This window comes from Micromonospora sp. NPDC049900, assembly GCF_044461025.1.
Lineage (GTDB): Bacteria > Actinomycetota > Actinomycetes > Mycobacteriales > Micromonosporaceae > Micromonospora.
This window is the reverse complement of record NZ_JBITKM010000003.1, coordinates 20,570-43,170: the sequence shown is the minus strand read 5'-3', so window position 1 is coordinate 43,170 and position 22,601 is coordinate 20,570. Positions and strand designations below refer to the sequence as shown.

18 protein-coding genes and 3 tRNA genes are annotated in these 22,601 nt (G+C 71.6%); 10 read left to right on the top strand and 11 right to left on the bottom strand.

Translation table 11 applies throughout. The features are described 5' to 3' along the window. Positions 1 to 6: 6 nt before the first annotated feature. From ACIBMZ_RS08475 to ACIBMZ_RS08435, 9 genes are all read right to left on the bottom strand, one after another. Positions 7 to 2,880 (bottom strand): discoidin domain-containing protein, encoded by a 2,874-nt coding sequence (locus ACIBMZ_RS08475; protein WP_396691947.1) that lies wholly within the window; start codon positions 2,878 to 2,880, stop codon positions 7 to 9. Positions 2,881 to 3,012: 132 nt separating this feature from the next. Next, positions 3,013 to 4,650 (bottom strand): glycoside hydrolase family 13 protein, encoded by a 1,638-nt coding sequence (locus ACIBMZ_RS08470; RefSeq protein WP_396691946.1) that lies wholly within the window; start codon positions 4,648 to 4,650, stop codon positions 3,013 to 3,015. A 26-nt stretch (positions 4,651 to 4,676) separates the two neighbouring features. Beyond that, entirely contained in the window at positions 4,677 to 5,564 is an 888-nt protein-coding gene (locus ACIBMZ_RS08465) for a carbohydrate ABC transporter permease (RefSeq protein WP_396691945.1), read from the bottom strand. Between the two features lie 12 nt (positions 5,565 to 5,576). Beyond that, positions 5,577 to 6,533: a carbohydrate ABC transporter permease gene (locus ACIBMZ_RS08460; RefSeq protein WP_396691944.1), complete on the bottom strand. Its 957-nt coding sequence runs from the start codon at positions 6,531 to 6,533 to the stop codon at positions 5,577 to 5,579. 83 nt (positions 6,534 to 6,616) lie between these two features. Next, positions 6,617 to 7,987, bottom strand: coding sequence for an ABC transporter substrate-binding protein (locus tag ACIBMZ_RS08455; RefSeq protein ID WP_396691943.1), 1,371 nt, complete (start codon positions 7,985 to 7,987; stop codon positions 6,617 to 6,619). A gap of 359 nt (positions 7,988 to 8,346) precedes the next feature. Further along, entirely contained in the window at positions 8,347 to 9,348 is a 1,002-nt protein-coding gene (locus ACIBMZ_RS08450) for a LacI family DNA-binding transcriptional regulator (RefSeq protein WP_396691942.1), read from the bottom strand. Positions 9,349 to 9,420: 72 nt separating this feature from the next. After that, positions 9,421 to 10,899 carry a dihydrolipoyl dehydrogenase family protein gene (locus ACIBMZ_RS08445; protein WP_396691941.1) on the bottom strand — a complete coding sequence of 493 codons (1,479 nt, stop codon included), beginning with the start codon at positions 10,897 to 10,899 and terminating at the stop codon, positions 9,421 to 9,423. Positions 10,900 to 10,954: 55 nt separating this feature from the next. Further along, positions 10,955 to 12,277, bottom strand: a complete 1,323-nt coding sequence (locus tag ACIBMZ_RS08440) for a cryptochrome/photolyase family protein (RefSeq protein WP_396691940.1) — start codon at positions 12,275 to 12,277, stop codon at positions 10,955 to 10,957. Next, positions 12,274 to 13,185, bottom strand: coding sequence for a phytoene/squalene synthase family protein (locus tag ACIBMZ_RS08435; RefSeq protein WP_396691939.1), 912 nt, complete (start codon positions 13,183 to 13,185; stop codon positions 12,274 to 12,276). The genes ACIBMZ_RS08440 and ACIBMZ_RS08435 overlap by 4 nt, the downstream gene beginning before the upstream one ends. Positions 13,186 to 13,250: 65 nt before the next feature. On the opposite strand from ACIBMZ_RS08435, the gene ACIBMZ_RS08430 reads away from it, so the two are divergent. The 8 genes from ACIBMZ_RS08430 to ACIBMZ_RS08395 all read left to right on the top strand — a co-directional run bounded on the left by ACIBMZ_RS08430 (position 13,251) and on the right by ACIBMZ_RS08395 (position 18,875). Next, entirely contained in the window at positions 13,251 to 14,405 is a 1,155-nt protein-coding gene (locus ACIBMZ_RS08430) for a polyprenyl synthetase family protein (protein WP_396691938.1), read from the top strand. Between the two features lie 14 nt (positions 14,406 to 14,419). Then, complete coding sequence (gene crtI, locus ACIBMZ_RS08425; protein WP_396691937.1) at positions 14,420 to 15,901, top strand: phytoene desaturase family protein; 1,482 nt, start codon at positions 14,420 to 14,422, stop codon at positions 15,899 to 15,901. Positions 15,902 to 15,917: 16 nt separating this feature from the next. Continuing rightward, complete coding sequence (gene idi, locus ACIBMZ_RS08420; RefSeq protein ID WP_396691936.1) at positions 15,918 to 16,496, top strand: isopentenyl-diphosphate Delta-isomerase; 579 nt, start codon at positions 15,918 to 15,920, stop codon at positions 16,494 to 16,496. After that, complete coding sequence (locus ACIBMZ_RS08415) at positions 16,486 to 17,421, top strand: MerR family transcriptional regulator (protein ID WP_396691935.1); 936 nt, start codon at positions 16,486 to 16,488, stop codon at positions 17,419 to 17,421. The genes idi and ACIBMZ_RS08415 overlap by 11 nt, the downstream gene beginning before the upstream one ends. Positions 17,422 to 17,577: 156 nt before the next feature. Beyond that, positions 17,578 to 18,366 carry a polysaccharide deacetylase family protein gene (locus ACIBMZ_RS08410; RefSeq protein ID WP_396691934.1) on the top strand — a complete coding sequence of 263 codons (789 nt, stop codon included), beginning with the start codon at positions 17,578 to 17,580 and terminating at the stop codon, positions 18,364 to 18,366. 153 nt (positions 18,367 to 18,519) lie between these two features. After that, a tRNA-Glu gene (locus ACIBMZ_RS08405) sits at positions 18,520 to 18,592 on the top strand. Positions 18,593 to 18,625: 33 nt separating this feature from the next. After that, positions 18,626 to 18,699: transfer RNA gene (locus tag ACIBMZ_RS08400), tRNA-Asp, on the top strand. Positions 18,700 to 18,801: 102 nt separating this feature from the next. After that, a tRNA-Phe gene (locus ACIBMZ_RS08395) sits at positions 18,802 to 18,875 on the top strand. 74 nt (positions 18,876 to 18,949) lie between these two features. Here the strand turns inward: ACIBMZ_RS08395 and ACIBMZ_RS08390 are convergent. Continuing rightward, positions 18,950 to 19,888 carry a hypothetical protein gene (locus ACIBMZ_RS08390; protein ID WP_396691933.1) on the bottom strand — a complete coding sequence of 313 codons (939 nt, stop codon included), beginning with the start codon at positions 19,886 to 19,888 and terminating at the stop codon, positions 18,950 to 18,952. Between the two features lie 183 nt (positions 19,889 to 20,071). On the opposite strand from ACIBMZ_RS08390, the gene ACIBMZ_RS08385 reads away from it, so the two are divergent. Next, positions 20,072 to 20,584 carry an SRPBCC family protein gene (locus ACIBMZ_RS08385; protein ID WP_396691932.1) on the top strand — a complete coding sequence of 171 codons (513 nt, stop codon included), beginning with the start codon at positions 20,072 to 20,074 and terminating at the stop codon, positions 20,582 to 20,584. A gap of 88 nt (positions 20,585 to 20,672) precedes the next feature. Here the strand turns inward: ACIBMZ_RS08385 and ACIBMZ_RS08380 are convergent, their stop codons facing one another. Continuing rightward, positions 20,673 to 21,062: a hypothetical protein gene (locus tag ACIBMZ_RS08380; protein ID WP_396691931.1), complete on the bottom strand. Its 390-nt coding sequence runs from the start codon at positions 21,060 to 21,062 to the stop codon at positions 20,673 to 20,675. 154 nt (positions 21,063 to 21,216) lie between these two features. Here ACIBMZ_RS08380 and ACIBMZ_RS08375 point away from each other — a divergent pair, with 154 nt between their 5' ends. Continuing rightward, positions 21,217 to 22,554, top strand: a complete 1,338-nt coding sequence (locus ACIBMZ_RS08375) for an ABC transporter substrate-binding protein (RefSeq protein ID WP_396691930.1) — start codon at positions 21,217 to 21,219, stop codon at positions 22,552 to 22,554. Positions 22,555 to 22,601 lie beyond the last annotated feature (47 nt).

Genomic DNA, 22,601 nt, shown 5'->3' with positions numbered 1-22,601 from the left:
CACGGGTCAGGTGGCGTGGACCTCGAACTCGGCGATCTGCGCCGCCGGCCAGCCGGTGTTGCCGGTGACGCTGAGCCGGACGAACCGGCGGTCACCGGCGGGCAGGCTGATCGACACCGTGTTGCCGGTGGCCGGGTCGAAGGTGCGGCCCGCAGGGGCGGCCAGCGTGGTCCAGGTGGTGCCGTCGGTGGAACCGAGGACCGCCACCGTCTGGGTACGGGTCTGCCAGGCTGACGACGGCGGCAGCTTGAGGACCACCCGGCCCACCCGACGGGCGGTGCCGAGGTCGACGGTGAGGGTCTGCGGGAAGGCGTTGCTGACGCTCTCCCAGTACGTGCCCGCGTTGCCGTCCACCGCGTTGCCGGCCGCGTACACGTCGACGTGGCTGGTCGCCGCGACCGGCCGTCCCTGGGCCAGGTTGCCGGTCGGTGGCCCGGTGGTGGGCGGTGGGGTGGTCGGCGGCGGGGTGCTGCCGTACACCTCAAACTCGGCGATCTGCGCCGCGGGCCAGCCGGTGTTGCCGGTGACGCTGACCCGGACGAACCGGCGGTCACCGGCGGGCAGGCTGATCGACACCGTGTTGCCGGTGGCCGGGTCGAAGACCCGTCCCGCCGAGGCGGCGAGCGTCGTCCACGAGGTGCCGTCGGTCGAGCCCAGCACCGACAGCGTCTGCGTGCGCCGCTCCCACCCGCTCGGGAGCCTGAGCACGACCCGGTCGACGGAACGGGCCGCGCCGAGGTCGACGGTGAGCGTCTGCGGGAACGCGTTGTTGACGCTCTCCCAGTAGCTGCCCGGGTTGCCGTCCACCGCGTTGCCCGCCTGGTAGGTCTGGTTGTGGCTGGACGCGACGGCCGTCCGGCCCTGGGCCAGGTTCCCGCCCGGCGGCGGCGTGGTCGGAGGCGGGGTGGTGGGCGGCGGGGTGGTCGGAGGAGGCGTGGTCGGGGGCGGAGTGGTGGGCGGGGGGCTCGTCGGGCCGCCACCCCACTGCGGCTCGGGCCACGGACCGCAGTACGGGTTGGCGGAGTACCAGCCGGAGTTGCCGGCACCCTGGGTGATCTGGAAACCGCTGCCCACGCAGTTGTGGATCGGGTTGGGTTGGGCGACGCCGGTGGCGCGTACGTTGGTGAAGGAGACCTGGCTGGGCGCCTGCACCTGGAGCGCGTACGTGCCGGTGCCGTCGATACGGACGTTGCTGAAGCTGATGCCGCTGCTGACGCCCTCGATCCAGTGCAGCGCCGCGTACGAGCTGTCCAGGATGTCGGTGTCGCTGACCTGGATCGACGCGCCCTGGAGCGGCTCGTTCAACGCGGAGAACCAGATCGCCCCGACGCCGAACCGCCAGTTGTAGTCGGAGTTGCCGTTGCGGATCAGGGTGTTTCGGGCCACGGTGATCGTGCCGGCCACCGCGGTCGGCCCCTGCACGCCGGTGTACCGGTTGGCCACGTGGATGCCACCACCGTTGGTGACCGAGTCGGCGGTGACGTTGTCGGTGATCCGGATGTCCCGGCCGCCGTAGGTGACCAGGTGGTTGGCGAGGATGGTCACGCCGATCGTGTTGCGGGTGAACGAGTTGCCCACGTTCGGCACGGTGTCCGCCCACATCGCCAGCGCGTCGTCCCCGGTGTTGCGGACGAAGGTGTTGGTCACCGTGGAGTTGGTGACTCCCCAGTGAAAGTTCACCCCGTCGGCGGTCTGGTCCAGGATCCGGCTGTTGCGGATGGTGAAGTTGTCCATCGGCCCGTCCATCCACGCGCCGACCTTGGTGTGCTGGAGCCAGAGGTTGTCCACCACCGAGTCCGACATCGCCCCGCCGATGGCGTTGACCTGATCGTCGTCGACGCGTTCCCGGATGTCACCGATGATGGCGAAGTCGCGCAGCACCACGTTGCGGCTGGGCCCACCGGCCTCGTGCGGCCGGATCTCGCCCCGGTATCCGCCGCCGGTGACGTACTTGCCGTAGATCCCGGCGGCCCGCTTGCGGTCGGTGGGGTGCCGGCCGCCGAGCACCGAGTGCCACGGCCCTGCCCCGCGCAGGGTCACCCCGTCGACCACGACGTGGTCCCAGAGGGTGAAGGTGCCCGGCGGGATCCAGACCGTACGCCCCTGGGCCTTCCCGGCGTCGACGGCGGCCTGGAACCGGGCGGTGGAGTCGGTCGCGCCGGTCGGGTCGGCACCGAAGTCGGTGACCACGTCGAGCACGTTCGCCGGCTTGGTGATCGGCGCGGCGACCAGTTCGAAGTCGGCCAGGTCGATGGTGAACGTCGGCGACTGCGCGGTCGACGAGACCTGGAGCCTGATCTTCGTACCGGCCGGGTAGGTGGTGCCGAACAGGGTCCGCGCCTCGTCGTAGAAGTGGTGCGGGTTGACGTCGCCGGGGTTGTTGTTGAACGGGTAACCGCCGTAGTACCAGCCGTACTTCGAGGTCACCGGTACCGGCTTGACCAGCGTGCCGTTGGCCCGCAGGTCGATCGTGGCGTCCCGGCCGGTGCCGGCGGCGTTGTCCGGGAGGCTGTAGCGGAACGTCACCGCGTTCGCGGGCGCGGTGAGGGTGAACTCGACGTACTCCCCGACCGCGTCGAGGGTGACCGCCTCCCGGCCGCTGGCCTCGGACGGCAGCGTGCCGTAGCGGCGGTCCGGGCCGATCCGGGTGCCGGTGTGCGCGGCGTTCTCGGCCTCGTGCTCGACGAACGGGACGGTGGCACCCCGCCCGACGATGTCGAACGGACTGAGTCCGGCGGCCCGCGCCGGGGTCGCGGTCCCGGCGAGGGTGACGACCGTGATGGAGGCGGCGGCGAGGGTGGTACCGGTGAGCGCGGCCAGCGCGGTACGGAACCGGTGTCCGGGTGGGTGGGGATGGTGCGGAACGGTGTGGTCGGCCATGAGCGGCGCTCTCCCTTTCCTCAGGTGGCCAGATACCCCCGTGTTCGTGGTGCCGGTGCTGCGGTCACCTCCTCGTCGTCGCCGGTCCCGGTGTCGGCGGCGGGACGGAGCCGCCGACACCGGGACCGTGCCCTAGGCGGAGCGGGGCGCGGTCCGCAGCCAGACGGCGGTGTCCGGCGGCAGCAGGTCGTCGTCGAGCGGCCCGCTGGCGAGCAGCCGCTCGGTGTGCGGCGGCAGTGGCACCGCCACCGGGGAGAGGTTCACCGCGCAGGCGAAACCGGGGTCCCGCCGGAACGCCAGCACCCCGTCCGGGGCGGGCAGCCAGGTCATCGGGCCGTCGCCGAGGGCCGGCTCGGCGCGGCGGACGGCGATGGCGGCGCGGTACAGCTCCAGCATCGACCGGTCGTCGCCGGCCTGCGCGTCGGCGGTGCGGTCCTTCCAGTCGGCCGGTTGCGGCAGCCACGGCGCGACCGGCGCGCCGTCCGGGCTGAAACCGAACGGCGGCGACTCACCGGACCACGGCAGGGGTACGCGGCAGCCGTCCCGGCCCGGGTCGACCCGCCCGGACCGCTCCCACATCGGGTCCTGACGCAGCTCGTAGGGGATGTCCTCGACCTCCCAGAGACCCAGTTCCTCGCCCTGGTAGACGTAGGCGGCACCGGGCAGCGACAGGGACAACAGCGCGGCGGCGCGGGCCCGGCGGGTGCCCAGTTCCAGGTCGGTGGGGATGCCCTCGCGTTTGGCGGCGAAGCTGAACGTGGTGTCCGCCCGGCCGTACCGGGTGACGTGCCGGGTGACGTCGTGGTTGGAGAGGACCCAGGTGGCCGGTGCGCCGACCGGGGCGTGGGCGTTCAGCGTGCCGTCGATGCTCTCCCGCAACGCGGCGGCGTCCCAGGCGCAGCCGAGGAAGTCGAAGTTGAACGCGGCGTGCAGTTCGTCCGGCCGCAGGTAGGCGGCGAACCGCTGCCGGTCGGGCAACCACACCTCACCGATCAGGGCCCGGTCCCCCGGGTACGCGTCCGCGATCCGCCGCCAGCCCCGGTAGATCTCGTGCACCCCGTCGAGGTCGTGGAAGGGGTGTGGCCGGTCGGCCGTCACCTCGGGCAACGTGCCGTCCTTGACCAGCAGCCCGGCGGAGTCGATCCGGATGCCGTCCACGCCCCGGTCGAACCAGAAGCGCAGGATGTCCTCGAACTCGGCGCGGACCCGGGGATGGTCCCAGTTGAAGTCCGGCTGCTGCGGGGCGAACAGGTGCAGGTACCAGTCACCGGGGCGGCCGTCCGGGTCGGTGGTCCGGGTCCAGGTGGGGCCGCCGAACTCGCCGACCCAGTCGGTCGGTCGCTGGTCACCGTCGGGGCCCCGGCCCGGGCGGAACCAGAACAGGTCCCGCTCGGGGGCGTCCGGGCCGCCGGCCAGCGCGGCCTGGAACCAGGGATGGGCGTCGGAGCAGTGGTTCGGCACCACGTCGACGATGGTCCGGATGCCGACCGCGTGCGCCTCGGCGATCAACGCCTCCACCTCGCCCAGCGTGCCGAAGACCGGGTCGATGTCACGGTAGTCGGCCACGTCGTACCCGGCGTCGGCCATCGGCGAGGGGTACCAGGGGCTGAACCAGATCGCGTCGACACCGAGCGCGGCGAGGTAGCCCAGCCGGGATCGGATGCCGGCCACGTCGCCGATGCCGTCACCGTTGCCGTCGGCGAAGCTCCGGGGGTACACCTGGTAGATCACCGCGCCTCGCCACCACGGACCGCTGTCTGCTGGGGACACGAGCACCTGCTTTCTGCGTTTGGGGGCTAGCCCTTGAGTCCGCCGGTGGTCAGGCCGGACATGATGTTCCGTTGGAAGATCAGGAAGATGACCACCGTCGGTATCGCGGCGATCACCGAGGCGGCGATGACCACGTTCATCGGCGTGCCGCCCGCGAAGGCGTAGATGCCGACGCTGACCGTCCGGGTCTCCGGTGAGGGCATCACCAGCTTCGGCCAGAGGAAGTCCTTCCAGACGGCGGTCACCGCGAAGATCGAGACCACGCCGAGGATCGGACGGGACATCGGCAGCACGATCGACCAGAGGGTGCGCAGCGGCGTCGCCCCGTCCATCAGGGCCGCCGACATCAGGTCCTCCGGTATCGAGTCGAAGAACCGCTTGAGCAGGAAGATGTTGAAGGCGTTGGCGACCAGCGGCAGCCAGATCGCGAACGGTGAGTCGAGCAGGCTGATGTTCAGGATCGGCAGGTCGATCACGGTGACGTACTGCGGGACGATCAGGACCATCGCCGGGATCATCAGCGTGGCCAGCATCAGGCCGAGGATCGCGGAGCCGAGCACCGGCCGCAGTTTCGACAGCGAGTACGCCGCGGCGGTGTCGAAGACGAGTTGGAACAGTACCGCCCCGGCGGCGTAGTAGAACGTGTTGAACAGCAGCTTGGCCAGGGCCAGGTGGTGCCACGCGTCGGCGTAGTTGCGCCACTGCGGGTCCTGCGGGAACAGCGACGGAGGGGTCTGCGCGATCTCCTGACCGGACTTGAGCGCGCCGGTGACCATCCAGTAGAGCGGCCCGAGGAAGACCAGCGTGAAGCCGATGACCACGACGACGAGCAGCGTCCAGTAGATCGTCCGGCCGGGGCCGCGCCGGAGTTGCGCCTGCGAGATGAGGGTGCGGGTGCCGGAGTCCTGTGCCATGGCGTCGGTGTCCTAGTCCTGTTTCGCGGTCAGCCGCAGGTAGACGGCGGAGAAGCCGGCCAGCACGACGAGCATGATCACGCCGAGTGCGGCGGCACCGTTGAGGTCGTTCTGGAAGAACCCGTGCTGATAGATCAGGTACGCGACCGAGGTCGCCGAGTCCTCCGCGCCCGCGCCGTTGGCCAGGATCAGCGGCTCGATGAAGAGCTGCATGGTGGCGACGATCTGGAGCATCGCCAGCAGGGCGAGGATCAGTCGGGTCTGCGGGATGGTGACGTGCCGGATGCGCCGCCAGATCCCGGCGCCGTCGAGTTCGGCGGCCTCGTACAGCTCACCGGGGATGTTCTGCAGGGCAGCCAGGTAGATCAGTACCGCGCTGCCCATGTTCATCCAGGTCGACGCGATGACCATGGCCGGTACGGTCATCTCCGGGGACTGCATCCACTGCGAAGTGGGCAGGCCCAGCCCCTTGAGGATCGCGTTGAACAGCCCGGCGTCGCCGGGGTCGTACGCGTAGAACTTGAACAGGAACAGGGCCGATGCGGGCGGCAGCATCACCGGCAGGTAGACCAGGATCCGCAGGTATCCCCGGGCGTGCCGGAACTCGTTGAGCAGGACCGCCACGAAGAACGGCACCGCGTACCCGAGGACGAGCGCGAGACCGGTGAAGTAGAAGGTGTTCTGCCAGGCCGTCCAAAAGCTGGGGTCGTCGAGGATGCGCAGGTAGTTGTCCCAGCCGACCCAGGTGGTCTCGCCGCGCCGGGTGCGCTGGAAGCTCATCACCACGCCCCGGACCATCGGGTACCAGGAGAAGACCGCGAAGCAGAGCACCGCACCGATGAGGAACGCGTGCCCGGTGAGGTTGTCCCGGACCTTGCGGCCGAGGCTGGACCGTGGTGGCCCGGTCGGGACCGGTGAGCTGGTACGCCCCGGGGCTCGGGTGGCGGCCGGGGCAGCGGTGATCGCCAAGGCAACTCCTGGTGGGGGTGGGACGACCTGGGCGGTACGGCGGGGCGGGGCGGGGGCCGTTCGCCGACCCCCGCCCGTACGGGTCAGCCCTGCGCGGCGAGGAGTTGGTTGACCTTGTCCTCGGCGGTCTTGAGCAGCGCGTCGATGTCGGCGTTGCGGTTGGTCAGCACCCCGGACATCGCGGCGTCCAGGACCGCGTAGATCGCCTGCGCGTTGCGTGGCTCGCCCTTGATCGGGACCGGGTTGGCCTCGAAGATGGCGAAGTTCGCGGTGTCCACGTTCGCGTTCGCCTTCCGCAGTTCGAGTTCCTGCTTCTGGGCGTCGCTGCCGTTGGTGAACAGCAGCGGCTGCGGCAGACCGACCGGGTAGTTCTGCGGCTTGGCGCGGGCGTAGTCGAGCTGACCCTTGCCCGGCGTCAGCTTCTGGTAGGCGATCCACTTGAGACCGGCCTTGACCTGTTCCGGAGTGAGGTCCTTCTTGAAGAAGTAGCCTTCGCCACCGCCGAGCGTGCCCAGCGCCGTGCCGTTCTGACCGGGCAGCGGTGCCATCGCCCAGTCCTCGAACCTGCCCTGGAACTGGCTGACGATCGCCTGGGTGGTGTCGGGCGCGCCGACGAACATGCCGACCTTGCCCGCACCGGCGTTGGTCAGCAGGTCACCCCACTGGAGCAACTGGCGGTCGCCCATGCTGTCGTCGCCGTACCGCATGTCCTTGAGGTTCTGTAGGACCTGGCGGCCCTGCGGGCTGTTGAAGGCGGCCTTGCCGCCGTCCTCGGTCAGCACCTGGCCGCCCTGCGAGTAGAGCAGTGCGGTGAAGTGCCAGCCGCCGGTGTTGCCGGCGCTGTACTCGGCGTATCCGGCGATCCCCTTGCCGAGGGCGGAGATCTTCTTGGCCGCCTCCCGGACCTCGCTCCACGTCTTGGGCGGGTTGTTCACGTCGAGCCCGGCCTGCTGGAACAGCGCCTTGTTGTAGACCAGGCCCATCGAGTAGTTCTTCACCGGTACGGCGTAGAGCCTGCCGTCGTCGGTGAAGACCTCCTTGAGCGCCGGGTCGACGCTGTCCCAGGTCGGGATGGTCTCGGCGGTGGCGTGCGCGGTGATGTCCATCGCCTGACCGGAGTCGAGCACCTGCTGGAGATCGGTCATGTACCCGTAGAACACGTCGGTCACGGTGCCGCCGGCCAGACGGGCGGTGAAGTCCGGCGGGTTGTTGCACTGCTCGCCGACGCTGACGCTCTTGACCACGATGTCGGGGTTCTGCCGCTGGAACTCGGCGACGTCCTCGTTCCAGTTCTGGAGCAGTTCCTTCTGCGCGCCGACCGGCTGGCAGTCGACGGTGATGGTGACCTTGCCGCTCGCGTCGTCGCCGGCGTCGCTCTTGGTGGAGCACGCCGTGAGGCTGAGCCCGGCCACGAGCGCCAACGCCGCAGCCTTCCGGTACTGCGGTACGGACATCTGTCCATCCCTTCGGGGAACGAAGTGTCGCCATGAAGTTCGCTGAACCGCGGTGATCGTCACCGCCGCGATGCCTGTTGCTGATCGGTGTCCACCCCGCACCCTGACCCCGTGTGATCGACCGGGGGCCGGGTGTGAGTGGAGTCACTGTAGCGAAGGCGACTCATTCCAGCAAGGTTTCGATCTGATGATGAAATTTAGCGACACTGCTCCGAGAGATACGGACACAGGACTCTCGTCGCCGCCGCGACGACGAAGGCCGCCGACCGCGAGCAGCGGTCGGCGGCCTTCAGAGGTCGCGCGGGGTCAGCGGAGGGCGGACGTCGGCCGGGGTCGACGCCCCGGGCCGACGGACGGGATCAACGTCCGGGCGCGGGCGCGGTCGAGCCGCGTACCACCAGCTCCGGCTCGAAGAGCAGCTCGTCGGTGAGCACACCGCCGCCCTCGATCTGGGTCACCAGCAGGTCCACGGCGGCCTGCCCCATGGTCTCGATCGGCTGGCGCACCGTGGTCAGCGGCGGGTCGGTGCAGGTCATGAACGCGGAGTCGTCGAAACCGACCACCGAGACGTCACCCGGCACCGAGCGGCCGAGCCGGCGGACCGCGCGGATCGCGCCGAGGGCCAGCACGTCGCTGGCGCAGATCACCCCGGTCACCCCACGGTCGACCAGCTTGGTCGCGGCGACCCGGGCACCCTCCATGGAGAAGCTGGACCGGGCCACCAACTCGGTGTCGTCGCCCCAGCCGGCGACCCGCCCCAGGGCGGCCAGCTTGCGTTGCGACGGCACGTGGTCCTCCGGGCCGAGCACCAGGCCGATCCGCTCGTGCCCGAGCGAACGCAGGTGGCCGTACGCCTGCTCCACCGCCACCGCGTCGTCGGTCGAGACGCGCGGGAAGCCCAACTCGTCGACCCCGGCGTTGACCAGCACCACCGGCAGGCCCCGGTCGGTCAGCCGGCGGTAGTGCTCGTGCGAGGCGTCGGCCAACGCGTACGAACCACCGGCGAAGATCACCCCGGAGACCTGGTGGTCGAGCAGCATCTCCACGTACGCCGACTCGGAGACCCCGCCGATGGTCCGGGCGCAGAGGGCGGGGGTGAACCCGCGTTGCGCCAGGGAACCGGTGACCACCTCGGCGAGCGCCGGGAAGATCGGGTTCTGCAACTCGGGCAGCACCAGACCCACCAGCCGGGCCCGTTCGCCGCGCAGTTTGCTCGGGCGTTCGTAGCCGAGCACGTCCAGGGCGGTGAGCACCGCGGTCCGGGTCGCCTCGGCCACGCCACCGCGGCCGTTGAGCACCCGACTCACGGTGGCTTCGCTGACGCCCGCCTTGCGGGCCACCTCGGTCAACCGTTTCGTCACGGCCGCAATCCTACGTCGTGTGGCTGCAAAAACAGAACAGCCATCTGTCACGGACTGACGGGTGACGTCAGATCACGAGCCCAGATCCCGCAACGCCTCGGACACCGCCCGGTGGAACGTGGGATACGCGTAGATCATGTGCCGGAGCTGCGCCACCGGCACCGCCGCATGCACCGCCACCGCCAGACCGGAGAGCACCTCACCACCGGCCGGACCGGCCGAGGTGGCCCCGACCAGCACCCCCTGGTCGGCGTCGGCGATCAGCTTGATGAACCCGGCGCCCTCGGTGCGGTGGATCCACCCCCGGGTGGACGAGGCGAGTTCGGTGAAGCCGACCTGCACGTTGACGCCGCGCTCCCGGGCCTGCTGCTCGGTCAGACCGACCGCGCCGATCTCCGGGTCGGTGAAGGTGACCCGGGGCAGCGCCCGGTAGTCGGCGCGGGGCACCGAACCGGCCCCGCCGCCCGACCCGGTGGCCGCCAACGAGCTGGCCACACCGACCGCGCCACCGACCACACTGGAGGTGCCGCTGGGATCCGCGCCGCCGTCCGCCCGCCGTACGTGGTCGAGCAGGTCGGCGACCACGATGGACGCCTGGTACATCGCGATGTGGGTGAACGCCCCCTCGCCGGTCACGTCGCCGACCGCCCAGATCCCGTCGGTGACGTGCAGCCGGTCGTCCACGGCCAGGTACCGACGACTCGCGTCGACCCCGACCGTGTCCAGCCCCAACTCGTCGAGGTGGGCACGGCGGCCGGTCACCACCAGCAGCCGCTCGGCCGTGAACTCCGCGCCGTCCGCGCCGTACAGGGTGAACCCGTCCGGGCCGTGCGCCACCCGGGCCGCGCGCACCCCGGTGTGGATCTCGACACCGTCGGCACGCAACGCGGCGGCGGCCACCTCGGACGCCTCCGGCTCCTCCACCGCGAGCACCCGGTCGAAGGCCTCGACCACGGTGACACGTACGCCGAACCGGGCGAACACCTGGGAAAGCTCCAGGCCGATCGCCCCGCCGCCCAGCACCAGCAGCGACTCGGGCAACTCCTCGACCTCGACGGCCTCCCGGTTCGTCCAGTACGGCGTACCGGCCAGCCCGTCGATCGGCGGCACCGACGGCGCGGTTCCGGTGCCCACCACGACCCCGTGCCGGGCCTGGAAGACCCGATCGCCGACACGTACCCGACCCGGGCCGTCGAGTCGGCCGCCGCCCCGGACGAAGTGCCCGCCCTTGCCGGTGAAGCGTTCCACGGCGACCCGGTCGTCCCAGTCGTCGGTGGCCTCCGAGCGGATCCGCTGCGCCACCGGCGCCCAGTCCGGCCGCACCTGGGCGGTGCCGGCGAGCCCGTCGACCCGCCGCGCCTCGGCCAGCGCGTTGGCCGCCCGGATCATCATCTTGCTCGGGATGCAGCCCCAGTACGGGCACTCCCCGCCGACCAGGTTCCGCTCGACGCCGACCACGGTGAGACCGGCCTCGGCGAGCCGCCCGGCCACCTCCTCACCGCCGACACCGAGCCCGAGCACGACCACGTCCACGACTTCCGGCTCCGCCATGCCGTCAGCATCGCGCACCGGCCGCCCGCCGACCACCCGGCCCACCCGGCGCGTCTCAGCGCAGCCAGACCGGATCCACCGCACGCGCCGCCGTCGGCGGCGGGTAGTCCAGGCTCTCGCGGAGCGCCTCGGGCAGCCGCCACGGCTGGTGCACCGCCTTGCCGGACACCGCCGCCAACTCCGGCACCCAGCGCCGCACGTACGCGCCCTCCGGGTCGTACCGTTCGGCCTGCCGGATCGGGTTGAACCCCCGGTACGGCCGAGTGTCGTTGCCGGTGCCGGCCACCCACTGCCAGTTGCCCGAGTTGTTGGCCACGTCCCCGTCCAGCAGCCACCGGGAATAGACCGCCAGCCCGGAGCGCCAGTCAAGACCGAGCGACTTGGTCAGGTAGCCGGCGGTGATCAGGCGCGCCCGGTTGTGCAGCCAGCCCTCCGCCCGCAACTGCCGCATCCCGGCGTCCACGATCGGAACGCCGGTACGGCCCGCCGTCCAGTCCTCGATCGCCTCGTCGTCGTACCGCCACTGCTCGGTGGCGTTGCGTCGGTAGGCCGTCCGGGAGATGTCCGGGAAGGCGGCGGTGACCTGGTGGTAGAAGTCCCGCCAACAGACCTGGCGGACGAAGGGTGATGCGGGGTCACCGGCCCGGTTCGCCACGGTCAGCGGCGACACGCAGCCGAACCGCAGGTAGGGGCTGATCCGGGAGGTGGCGTCACCGGCCATGTCGTCGTGCCGGTCGCCGTAGTCGGCCAGGTGCGGCAGCCACCGGTCGAGCCGACGCCGCGCCTCCGTCTCGCCACCCACCGCCGCGTCCGGTGACTCGCCGTCGGGCAGCGCCGGGAGGCGGCCCACCGAAACCCCTCCCGGCAGCGACACCCGGGACGGCGCGGCCAGTTCGTCGCGCCACCGCTGCCCGCTCCAGGCCCGGTGGTACGGGCTGAACACCCGGTAGTGGTCGCCACCGCTCGGCTTCGTCGCCCCCGGATCGACCACCGTCAGACCGGGGAAGAAGCGCAGGTGCAGCCGATGCCGGTCGCACTCGGCGCGCAGCCGGTCGGCCCGCCGGGTGGCGTACCGGGAGACGTCGGCCGACAGTGCCACGGCCTCGGCGCCCACCTCCCCGGCCAGCCGGATCGTCTCGGCCACCGGGTCGCCGTGCCGCAGCACCAGGTCACCGCCGAGCCGACGCAGCGCGTCGCGCAGGTCGGCGAGACTCTGGTGCAGGAAACGGGTGCGGTTGGGAGAGCGTCGCGCCAGCACCGGGTCCAGCACGTACAACGGCACCACCCGGTCGAAGGCGGCACAGCTCGTCGCCAGCGCCGGGTGGTCGTGCACCCGCAGGTCGCGGGTGAACAGCACGACAGCGGTACGAGCGCTCACGACAGCCGGGGCCCGGGCAGCTCGACCGGCGTACCGGCCGGGGTGAGCAGGGCGCGGGAGGCGACCGCCAACCGGCGTCGCCGGGGCACGGTGGCACGCCGGACGAACACGTCGTAGTCCTGGGCGGCCACCTCGTCGAGGATCCCGCCGTACAGCGCGTACGCGGTGCGGATGCAGGCCTGCGAGGCGGAGTCGAGCAGCAGCACCCCCGGTGCGGCAGCGGCGTAGTGGGTCTGGGCGCGGGCCACCTCGTGCCGGATCACCTCCCGCACCGGCTCGGTGGTCCGACCCGCCGCCCGACAGGCCAGCAGGTCCTCGCGGGTCACCCCGAAGGTCTCCAGGTCCTCCTCCGGCAGGTACGTCCGGCCCCGGTCGAGGTCCTCGGCGACGTCCCGGACGAAGTTGGTGAGCTGGAACGCGAAGCCCAGTTGACGGGCCGGTTCCCGGGCCGCCGCCGGGGCGGAGCTGCCCAGGATCGGCAGCATCATCGTGCCGATGACCGCCGCCGAGCCCTCCATGTAGTCCAGCAGGTGGGCGTAGGTGCGGTACGAGGTCACGGTGAGGTCCATCGCCATGCTCTTGAGGAACGCGGCGAAGTCCTCCCGGTCCAGGTCGAACACGGCGATGGTGTGCAGCACCGCCGGCAGTAGCGGGTCGTCGACCTGCTCGCCGTGCAGACCCGCGATGAACCGGCCGCCCCAGTCGTCCAGCCGGGCGGCACGCGCCGGCGGCGGCAACGCCTCTGTCTGGTCGACGATCTCGTCCGCGTACCGGGTGAATCCATATAAGGCGTGCACATGACGCCGTTTCCATGCGGGTAGGAGGCGGGTGGCGAGATAGTAGGTACGCCCGTGGCGTTTGTGCAGCTCACGGCACCTCTCGTAGGCGGCGCTGAGATCCGTCTCCACGGGCCCTCCTCGAAAACCGACGCAGCAATCGACGCAACTTGAAACCTTAGGGTACGCTCAGCCGCATGGCCAGCGACCGACTTACCGGTAACCTGCTTCGCGTGGGGCCTGAGCAGCCGGTCGGGAACGACGACCCGATCCGGGCCGTCCTGGCCGCTTACACCCGGGATCTCGTCGCCGCCGTCGATGAGACCCTCACTGAGTTCCTGACCGCCGAGGTCGACGCGCTGACCGAAATCGACGCGGCGATGGGCGGTTTCGCCGCAACGGCACGTGACTACGTCCTCGCCGGCGGCAAGCGGGTCCGCCCGACATTCGCCTACTGGGGATGGCGTGGCGCGGTCGGCGGCGACGAACCGCTGGCCCCGGTGCTGCCCGCACTGGCCACGTTGGAGCTGCTGCACACCTTCGCGCTCGTGCACGACGACGTGATGGACGCGTCCGCCACCCGTCGCGGCCGACCCACCGCCCACATGGCGGTGGCCGCCCAGCACGCCGCCGCGGGCCGCCACGGCGACTCGGGCCGCTTCGGCGAGGCCGTCGCGGTGCTGATCGGCGACCTCTGCATGGTCTGGGCCGACCAGTTGCTGTCCCGCGCCGCCCTACCCCCGGGTCGGCTGCTCTCGGTGCGCCGTGGATACGACCGGATGCGGGTCGAGACGGTCGCCGGGCAGTACCTCGACATCCTCGGCGAGGCCGACCCGGAGAGCTGGTCGGTCGACCGGGCGCTGCGGGTGGCCCGTTACAAGACCGCCAGCTACACCGTCCAGCGTCCGCTGCTCTTCGGCGCCAGCCTGGCCGGCGTCACCGACGACGACCGGCTCACTACGGCGTACACCGCCTACGGCCTCTGCGTCGGGGAGGCGTTCCAGCTCCGCGACGACCTGCTCGGCGTGTACGGCGACCCGGTCGCCACCGGCAAGCCGGCCGGCGACGACCTCCGCACCGGCAAGCCGACCGCGCTGCTCGTACTGGCCCGGGAGATGGCCACTCCGGCCCAACTTGAGGAGCTGGACGGCACCGGCGGCCCGGTCACCGGGCCTCAGGTCGCCCGGCTGGCCGAGGTGGTCGTCGACACCGGCGCGGTGGACCGGATCGAGCGGATGATCGACGAGCGGGTCGACCAGGCCCTGGCGGCGCTCGACACCGTCGCCGTGGACGAGACTGCGCGGGTGGCGCTGGCCGGTCTCGCGGCGGTGGCCACTCACCGGAGGGCATGATGGGGAGATTCTCGGTGCGGACCGTGGACGGCCGTACGGATCGGGTGGTGGTCGTCGGGGCGGGTCTCGGTGGCCTGGCCTGCGCGCTGCACCTGGCCGGCAGCGGACGGCAGGTGACCCTGCTGGAACGTGAGCCGGTGCCGGGCGGACGAGCCGGGCGGCTCAGCGTGGACGGCTACGAGTTCGACACCGGTCCCACCGTGCTCACCATGCCCGACCTGATCGCCGAGGCGCTCGGCGCGGTGGGCGAGGAGTTGTCCGACTGGGTCGACCTGATGCCGCTCGACCCGGCGTACCGCGCCTACTACCCGGACGGCTCCACGCTCGACGTGCTGACCGACACCGCCCGGATGGCGGCGGAGATCTCCCGGGTCTGCGGGCCCCGCGAGGCCGACGGCTACCTGCGGTTCGTCGACTTCGCCCGCAACCTCTGGCGGCTGGAGCGGGCCGACTTCATCGACCGTAACCTGGACGCGCCCACCGACCTGCTCACCGCCAACCTGCTCAAGCTGGTCGCCACCGGCGCCTTCCGGCGTCTGCAAACCAAGATCGACCAGTTCTTCCGCGACCCCCGCACCCGGCGCATCTTCTCCTTCCAGGCGATGTACGCCGGCCTCGCCCCGCACGACGCATTAGCCATCTACGCGGTCATCGCCTACCTCGACTCGGTGGCCGGGGTCTACTTCCCGCGCGGCGGCATCCACGCGGTCTCCCGGGGGCTGGCCGGTGCCGCCGAGAAGCACGGCGTCAAGATCCGGTACGGCACCACGGTCACCCGGGTGCAGACCGCCAACGGTCGGGCCACCGGCGTGCTGACCGCCGACGGTGAGTTCGTCCCCGCCGACGTGGTGGTCCTCAACCCCGACCTGCCGGTGGCCTACCGCGACCTGCTGCCGGAGGCCAGGCAGCGCCGACTGACCTACTCGCCGTCCTGCGTCGTGCTGCACGTCGGGTCGTCCCAGGGCTACCGACGCATCGCCCACCACAACATCCACTTCGGGCGCGCCTGGAAGGGCACGTTCGACGAGGTCATCCGGCGCGGCGAGCTGATGAGCGACCCGTCCCTGCTGGTCACCAACCCGAGCCGGACGGATCCGTCGGTCGCCCCCGCCGGACGGCACACCTACTACGTGCTGGCCCCGGTGCCCAACCTGGAACGGGCACCCTTCGAGTGGCGTGGCGACCTCACCGCCCGGTATTCCGACCAACTCGTCGCCACTCTCGAGGAACGCGGCTACGTCGGCTTCGGCGCGGGCGTCGAGGTGCTCCGGGCGATCACCCCGGCCGAGTGGGCGGAGCAGGGCATGGCCGCCGGCACCCCGTTCGCCGCCGCGCACACCCTGTTCCAGACCGGCCCGTTCCGCCCGTCGAACCTGCACCCGTCGCTGTCCAACGTGGTGTTCGTCGGCTCGGGCACGCAGCCCGGCGTCGGAGTGCCCATGGTGCTCATCTCGGGCAAGCTGGCCGCCGGTCGCATCACCGGCGGTGGCCGGTGAACGGAGGATTGCTCTGATGTCACTGTCTCGGGAAGCCCACCTGGTCGAGCTGGTCGACGAGGCGGGCCGACGGACCGGGTCGGCCACCGTGGCCGCCGCCCACCAGACCCCCGGTCGACTGCACCGCGCCTTCTCGGTGCTGCTCGTCTCGCCGGACGGCCGGATCCTGCTCCAGCGCCGGGCCGCGACGAAGACCCGGTTCCCGCTGCGCTGGGCCAACACGTGCTGCGGCCACCCGCAGCCCGGCGAGGACGTGGCCGAGTCCGCCAACCGTCGGTTGCACGAGGAACTCGGCGTCGGTCCGGTGACGCTGACCGAGGTCGGGGTGCACGTGTACCGCGCCGAGGACCCGGCCACCGGTCGGGTCGAGGTGGAGTACGACCACGTCCTGCGCGGCGAGTTCTCGCCGGACACCCCACTGACACCCGAGCCTGCCGAGGTCGCCGAGCTGCGCTGGGTCGACCCTGCGGCGCTGACCACCGAGCTCGACCGCGACCCCGACGCGTACGCGCCGTGGCTGGCCGGCGTGGTGGACCGCCTGCTGCACCCCTCGGCCTCGGCCGGCGACGGGTCGGAGCGGTCGGGTGGCCGATGAGGCACTGAGCGCGGGGGCGGTCGCCCGGCGACTCGGCGTCGCGGTGACCACGCTGCGCACCTGGCACCAGCGCTACGGCCTCGGGCCCAGCGAGCACGTACCCGGGCACCACCGCCGCTACACCGCGGCCGACCTGGCCCGGCTGGAGATCATGCGACGGCTCACCGGCGAGGGGGTCAGCCCGGCGGAGGCGGCGCGATGGGCCCGGCAGACCCCGACCACGGCGGCGGGCGGCATCGCCCGGTCGAGGACCGCACGGGACGGCGGTGGCAACACCATTCCGGTGGGTCGCGCCGGTCCGGCAGCGCGTGGCCTGGCCCGCGCCGCGATGCGACTGGACTCGGTCGCGATCACTGAGGCGATCACCCGCAGTCTGGCCACCGAGGGCGTGATCGGCACCTGGGACCGGCTACTGCGCCCGGTGCTCGCCGGCATCGGGCAGCGGCACGCCGCGACCGCCGCGCTGATCGAGGTGGAGCATCTGGTCTCGCGCTGCGTCTCGGCGGCGTTCGCCACGGCGGCGGCCGGCCGCCCCATCCTCGGGGCGCCGCGCATCCTGCTCTCCTGCGCCGACGAGGAGCAGCACAGCCTGCCCCTGGAGGCGCTGGCCGCCGCGTTGTCCGAGGCCGGCGTCGGGCACCGGATGCTCGGTGCCCGGGTCCCGGTGGCGGCACTGCTGGACGCGATCGACCGGACCGGACCGGCCGCCGTGGTGGTCTGGTCACACACCCGGGCCACGGCCGATCCCGCCCAACTGTGTGCCCTGCTCACCGTGCCCCGTCGACCCCTGCTGGTCCTCGCGGCCGGGCCGGGGTGGCTCGCCGAGAGCCTGCCGGCGGGGGTGGTCCGTCCGGTCGACCTGACCGAGGCGGTCTCGCTCGTCGTCGCCGTACGCGACTCGCTCGACCGTCCGGCCGCGTCCTGATCGAAATTTCGGGTGCCTTCGCACGCATCCATGCATGTTTGGGGCTTTCGGCCGGCACGGAAAGCGGCGGCACCCTGACCCGGCGTTTGTCCACTCAAAACGGGTGAACTAGCGTCGGGCAGTCCGCCGAACCCGAACCCCTCTCGGGAGCGAACGATGCGTACCCGTGTCCTGCTCGCGTGTGTCACGAGCCTGGTCCTGCTGGTCACCGGCTGCGGCAGTGGCGGCGACTCGCCCCAGGCGACCGCACCGTCCAGCCCTCCTCCGTCGGCCGCCCTGCCGCCGGAGCCGTCACCGTCGCCGTCGCCGACGCTGGCCCCGACCAAGCCCCCGCTGCGGGCACTGCCGGCGAAGCTGCCGGCCGGGCTGGTCCGCAGCACCGGGGCCGAGGGGGTGGCGCTCACCTTCGACGACGGACCCGATCCGACCTGGACGCCCAAGGTGCTCGACCGACTTGAGAAGGCCGGGGTCACCGCCACCTTCTGTGTGGTCGGCAGCCAGGTCCGCAAGCACCCGGACCTGCTCCGGCGGATCGTGCAGGAGGGGCACCAGCTCTGCAACCACAGTTGGAACCACGATCTCGACCTGGCCCGGCGTCCGGTCGCCGAGATCCGCGCCGACCTGGTCCGGACGAACAAGGAGATCCGGCGGGCGGTACCCGACGCGGAGATCCCGTTCTACCGCCAGCCCGGCGGCCGATGGACCGCCGAAGTGGTCCGGGTCGCCAAGAAGCTGGACATGCGGTCGCTGCACTGGACGGTGGACCCGCAGGACTGGGCCAAGCCGACCGCCGCCACGATCGCGAAGCGGGTGAAGCGTGCCGCCAAGCCCGGTGCGGTGGTGCTGCTGCACGACGGAGGCGGCAATCGGGCCGCCACGCTCGCCGCCTGCACCAGGGTGATCGCCGCCCTGAAGCGCGACCTCGGCATCACCAAGCTCGACTAGACCCGCTCTGAGCTGCCGTTTTACGAGACGTTGTGGCTGTAGCCATACCGGTTTGGCCGACCGGTGAGACATCACGTATGCTTTCCAAGCCTCCGGCGGGGCCGGATGGGAGCAAGTCCGCTCACGTTGCGAATGTGCAATGATAGCGGGGCCGCCCTCATCGTCTAGCGGCCCAGGACGCCGCCCTTTCAAGGCGGTAGCACGGGTTCGAATCCCGTTGGGGGCACGGTTCGACTTCGGTCGAATGCAACACCAGCTAGGTCCTGTGGAGCAGTTGGAGTGCTCGCCGCCCTGTCAAGGCGGAGGTCGCGGGTTCAAGTCCCGTCAGGACCGCAAGCGCTGACGCCGCGCACCTCGCGCGGCGTTCTGCGTATCGGGGCATGTGACCCTCCCGACGGGAAGCCGGTGGGCCGGGTAGCATGAGCCGAGCACCACGGCCAGGTAGCTCAGTTGGTACGAGCGTCCGACTGAAAATCGGAAGGTCGGCGGTTCGACCCCGCCCCTGGCCACATAGCCTTTCGCCGGGCTACAGAAACGCCGACCAGCGCACTCGCCGGTCGGCGTTTTGCTTTGCGGTGAAGGTTCAGCCGTCCTGGCGGCGTTGCGCCAATCCGCTCTGGATCGCGTCCCAGACGCTGCGACCCGCGTGCAGGATGCTCTCCCCGGTCTGCTCGGCCAACTGGCGGGCCGCCGACGGCTCGGGCCCGGACGACGTCGCCGTGCCAGTCTCCGGCTCCTGCGCGGCCCTGTCCCGCGCGGGCGGCCCGTCCTGACCCGCGCCAGCGCCACCCGGTGCCCGGTCGGCCACCGCCCCGATGGCTCCCACCTGTTGTCCGAGTTCGTCGGTGGCACCGCCCGGTGGTCCGATCCCGGGTTCCGGCGCGTCGCCGGGCCGGTCGGCGGTCCGACCGACGGCCTGGCCCTCCGGTCCGGCACCCCGGCCGGTCGGCGATCCGCCCGTCCGGTCCGCGACCTGGCCGACCGAGGTTGCACCCACCGGGCGGTCAGCGGGCCTGGGCCGGGCACCGCTCGCCGGGTGGCCGGGGTGCTCACCCCTCGGGTCCCTCGCCTGCGGGCCGGGCTGCCCGGTCGGCCCGGCCTGTACGGCTGGTCGGCGTTCCGCCCCGTTCGCCCGCCCGGGCGCGTCGATGACCTGTGGGTTGTGGTCGATCGTGGTGAGCGCGCGGTCGAGGATCGTGACCAGCTTCTCCAGGCGCACCTTGAGCAGGGCCTGGGCCTGCGCGCCGGTGATGTCCAGGTCCACACCCTCCAGACGGACACGGGCCCCGGCGTCGATCTCCACGAGACCGGCCACCCGCGCCCGCAGGGAGAGGTCGGCGTCCAGCCCGTCGACGGAGAGCCGGATCGAGTCGACCGACACCCTCGGCACGTCCAGCAGGACGTCCGGCTCGTCCCGTGCGAGCCCGTCGCCGTCCGCGCCGGGACGGGCGCGCTCCGGGCCGAGGCGTGGCTCGTGCGGCTGTCCGGCCCCGGGTACCGACTCCTGCGGCTGTTCGCCCATGCTCTCCGCTCCGCCCCACCGCCCGGACCACCCGGCGGCACCGCGCGGCGGATACCCGCTCCGAAGGCCGCCATCCGCCGATGTCCGCAGCGGACCGGAATCAACCCGTAAGCGGATCTTCCGGCAGGTTACGGCCTTGCCGGGAGCTGCGCAGGCGGGCATCAGCCGGTATGGTCCGGGCCTATGGGACAGGGCATTACCGATCCGGTCGACATCCAGCAGGATCACGAACGGTTCACGATCCACAGCGCCCTGGTCGTCCCGGCCACCCCCGAGCAGGCGTACGCGGTGTTCACCCGCAGGCTCGCCGACTGGTGGGTGACGGAGTACACCTGGTCCGGCCCGGAGGCCCTGGCCGAACTGGGCATGGAACAACAGGCTGGCGGCATGCTCTACGAGATCGGTCCCTACGGCTTCCGCAACGACTGGGGCCGCGTGCTGACCTGGGATCCGCCCCGGCGGCTGGTGTTCACCTGGCAGATCGGTGCGGATCGCGCACCGGTGCCGGACCCGGCGCAGGCCAGCGAGGTCGAGGTGCTGTTCACGCCGGAAGGCTCGGACACCCTCGTCGAGGTCGCACACCGGCACTTCGACCGGCACGGCCAGGCCGCCGAGGGCTACCGGCAGGCGCTGACCGCCGGCTGGCACGAGCTGCTGTCCCGGTACGCCGGCACGGTGGTCCAGTCCGGCACCTGAGGGGCGGTGCCCCGACCGGTCCCGCCGATCGTGGCGGCCCGGCACCGCAGGGCGCTCCGGCTCACGCGGCACCGCAGGGCGGACCGACTCACCCCGACCGGTGCCGCAGGGTGGCCACCGTCGAACCCGCCAGAGTCAGCAGGCACTCCGGCAGCAGCCCGTCGGCCACCGCCGCGCCGAACAGGGCCCGGGCCGTGTCCAGATCCGCGTTCGCGTACGCGCTGACGAAGCGGGCCACCCACCGGGCGTCGTACTCGGCCTGGTCGATGTCGGGGAAGTCGAGCGCACAGGCGCCCGGCGGCACCGGATCGCCGACCATGGTGGCGGCCAGACACCATGCCACGTCGTACGCCCCGACGAGCCCGGCCCGGTCCACCACCGCGTCGAATGTCCCGACCACACCGTCGGAGTCGCCGTCGAGCGCCGAACTGAGGACGGCGGCGGCGTCGTCGTACGTCTGCTGTGGCGAGTCGGTCACCCACCGCACGGTAGGGGGCCCGGTCAAGCCACCGTCGGATGTCACTCTCCGTGATTAGTGAGGGCGACCTGCGGATAGACAGGCCTCCACGGTCCCGCCGGGCGTCACGGCACGTTAGTCTGCGCAGCGGACCTTCGCCGTAGGAAGGACGACGATGCACATGTCACGCGGCTCGCGGGCGGCAATCCTGGCCACCTGCGCCACCCTCCTGCTCGCCACCAGCGCATGCGGGAACGACCAGGCCGAGGAGGCGGGCGCCGACCAGGTGCGCCTCTACGGTACGGACGGCAACATGCTCAACTCGTACCCGGAAGAGTTGCAGGATCGCGCCAACCTGGTCGACGGCATGAAGGGCACCACTCCCCTGACTCCGCTGCCGGACGACTTCAAGAACCGGCTGCGCTCCATCGACTCGGGGCTGAACGACTTCCTCTACGCCGCCGAGGCGTACGACGCGGTGGTGATCAGCGCCCTCGCCACGGAACTCGCCGGCAGCACCAACCCGGCGGCCATCGCCCGGCAGATCGTCGGCGTCACCAACGAGGGCACCCGCTGCGAGACCGCCGCCCAGTGCCTGAAGTTGGCCCGCGACGGCGACGACATCGAGTACCGCAGCGTCTCGATCACCCGCGCCGGGTTCACCGACGCCGGTGAGCCCGCCACCGCCAGTTACGCCACGCTGCACTTCGACAACCAGCAGCTCAACGACGCCAAGACGGAGTTCGTCGGTGCCGGCGACGAGTCGGCCGCGAGCACGAAGGCCCCGCCGCGCGGCAACCGGCAGACCAGCACCGCGCCGCTCGTCCTCGGCGGTCTGCTGCCCAAGACCGGCGACCTGGCCCTGGCGTACCCGCCGATCGCAGCGGGGGTGGCGCTGGCGATCAAGGAGATCAACGCGGCCGGCGGTGTGCTCGACGAGGACGTGGTCTGGATCGACGGCGACGACGGCACGGACCCGACGGTCGCCAAGCGGACGGTCGCCAGCCACGTCGACGCCGGGGTGCACGTGATCATCGGGGCCGGCGCCTCCGGCATCTCGGCCGCCGTCCTGCCGGACGTGGTGAAGGCCGGCCGCATCCTCTTCTCCCCGTCGAACACCGCCGCGTCGCTGACCGATGCGGAGGACAACGGTCTCTACTTCCGTACCGCGCCGCCGGACAGCCTGCAGGGTCGGGCGTTGGCCGACGTGGTGCTCCGCGACGGGCCGCAGAAGATCGCCATCGTGGCCCGTAAGGACGCCTACGGCGAGGGCCTCCAGGAGGCCGTCCGGGCCGAGCTGGAGCGGGCCGGGTTCGGCGGCGACAAGGTGACGCTGCTCGGCTACGAGCCGGGCGAGGGTGCCGACGCCGCACCGATCAACTTCAGTGACGGCGCCAAGCAGATCAAGGATTTCGGTGCCGACGCCGTACTCATCATCGGCTTCAGCGAGTCGGCTGCGGTGATCCGGGCGCTGGCGGACGCCGACGTGCCGCTGGCCGCGCTGGGCCGCTGACCGATCCGACAGCGACGGCCGTACCGGAGGGTTCCGGTACGGCCGTC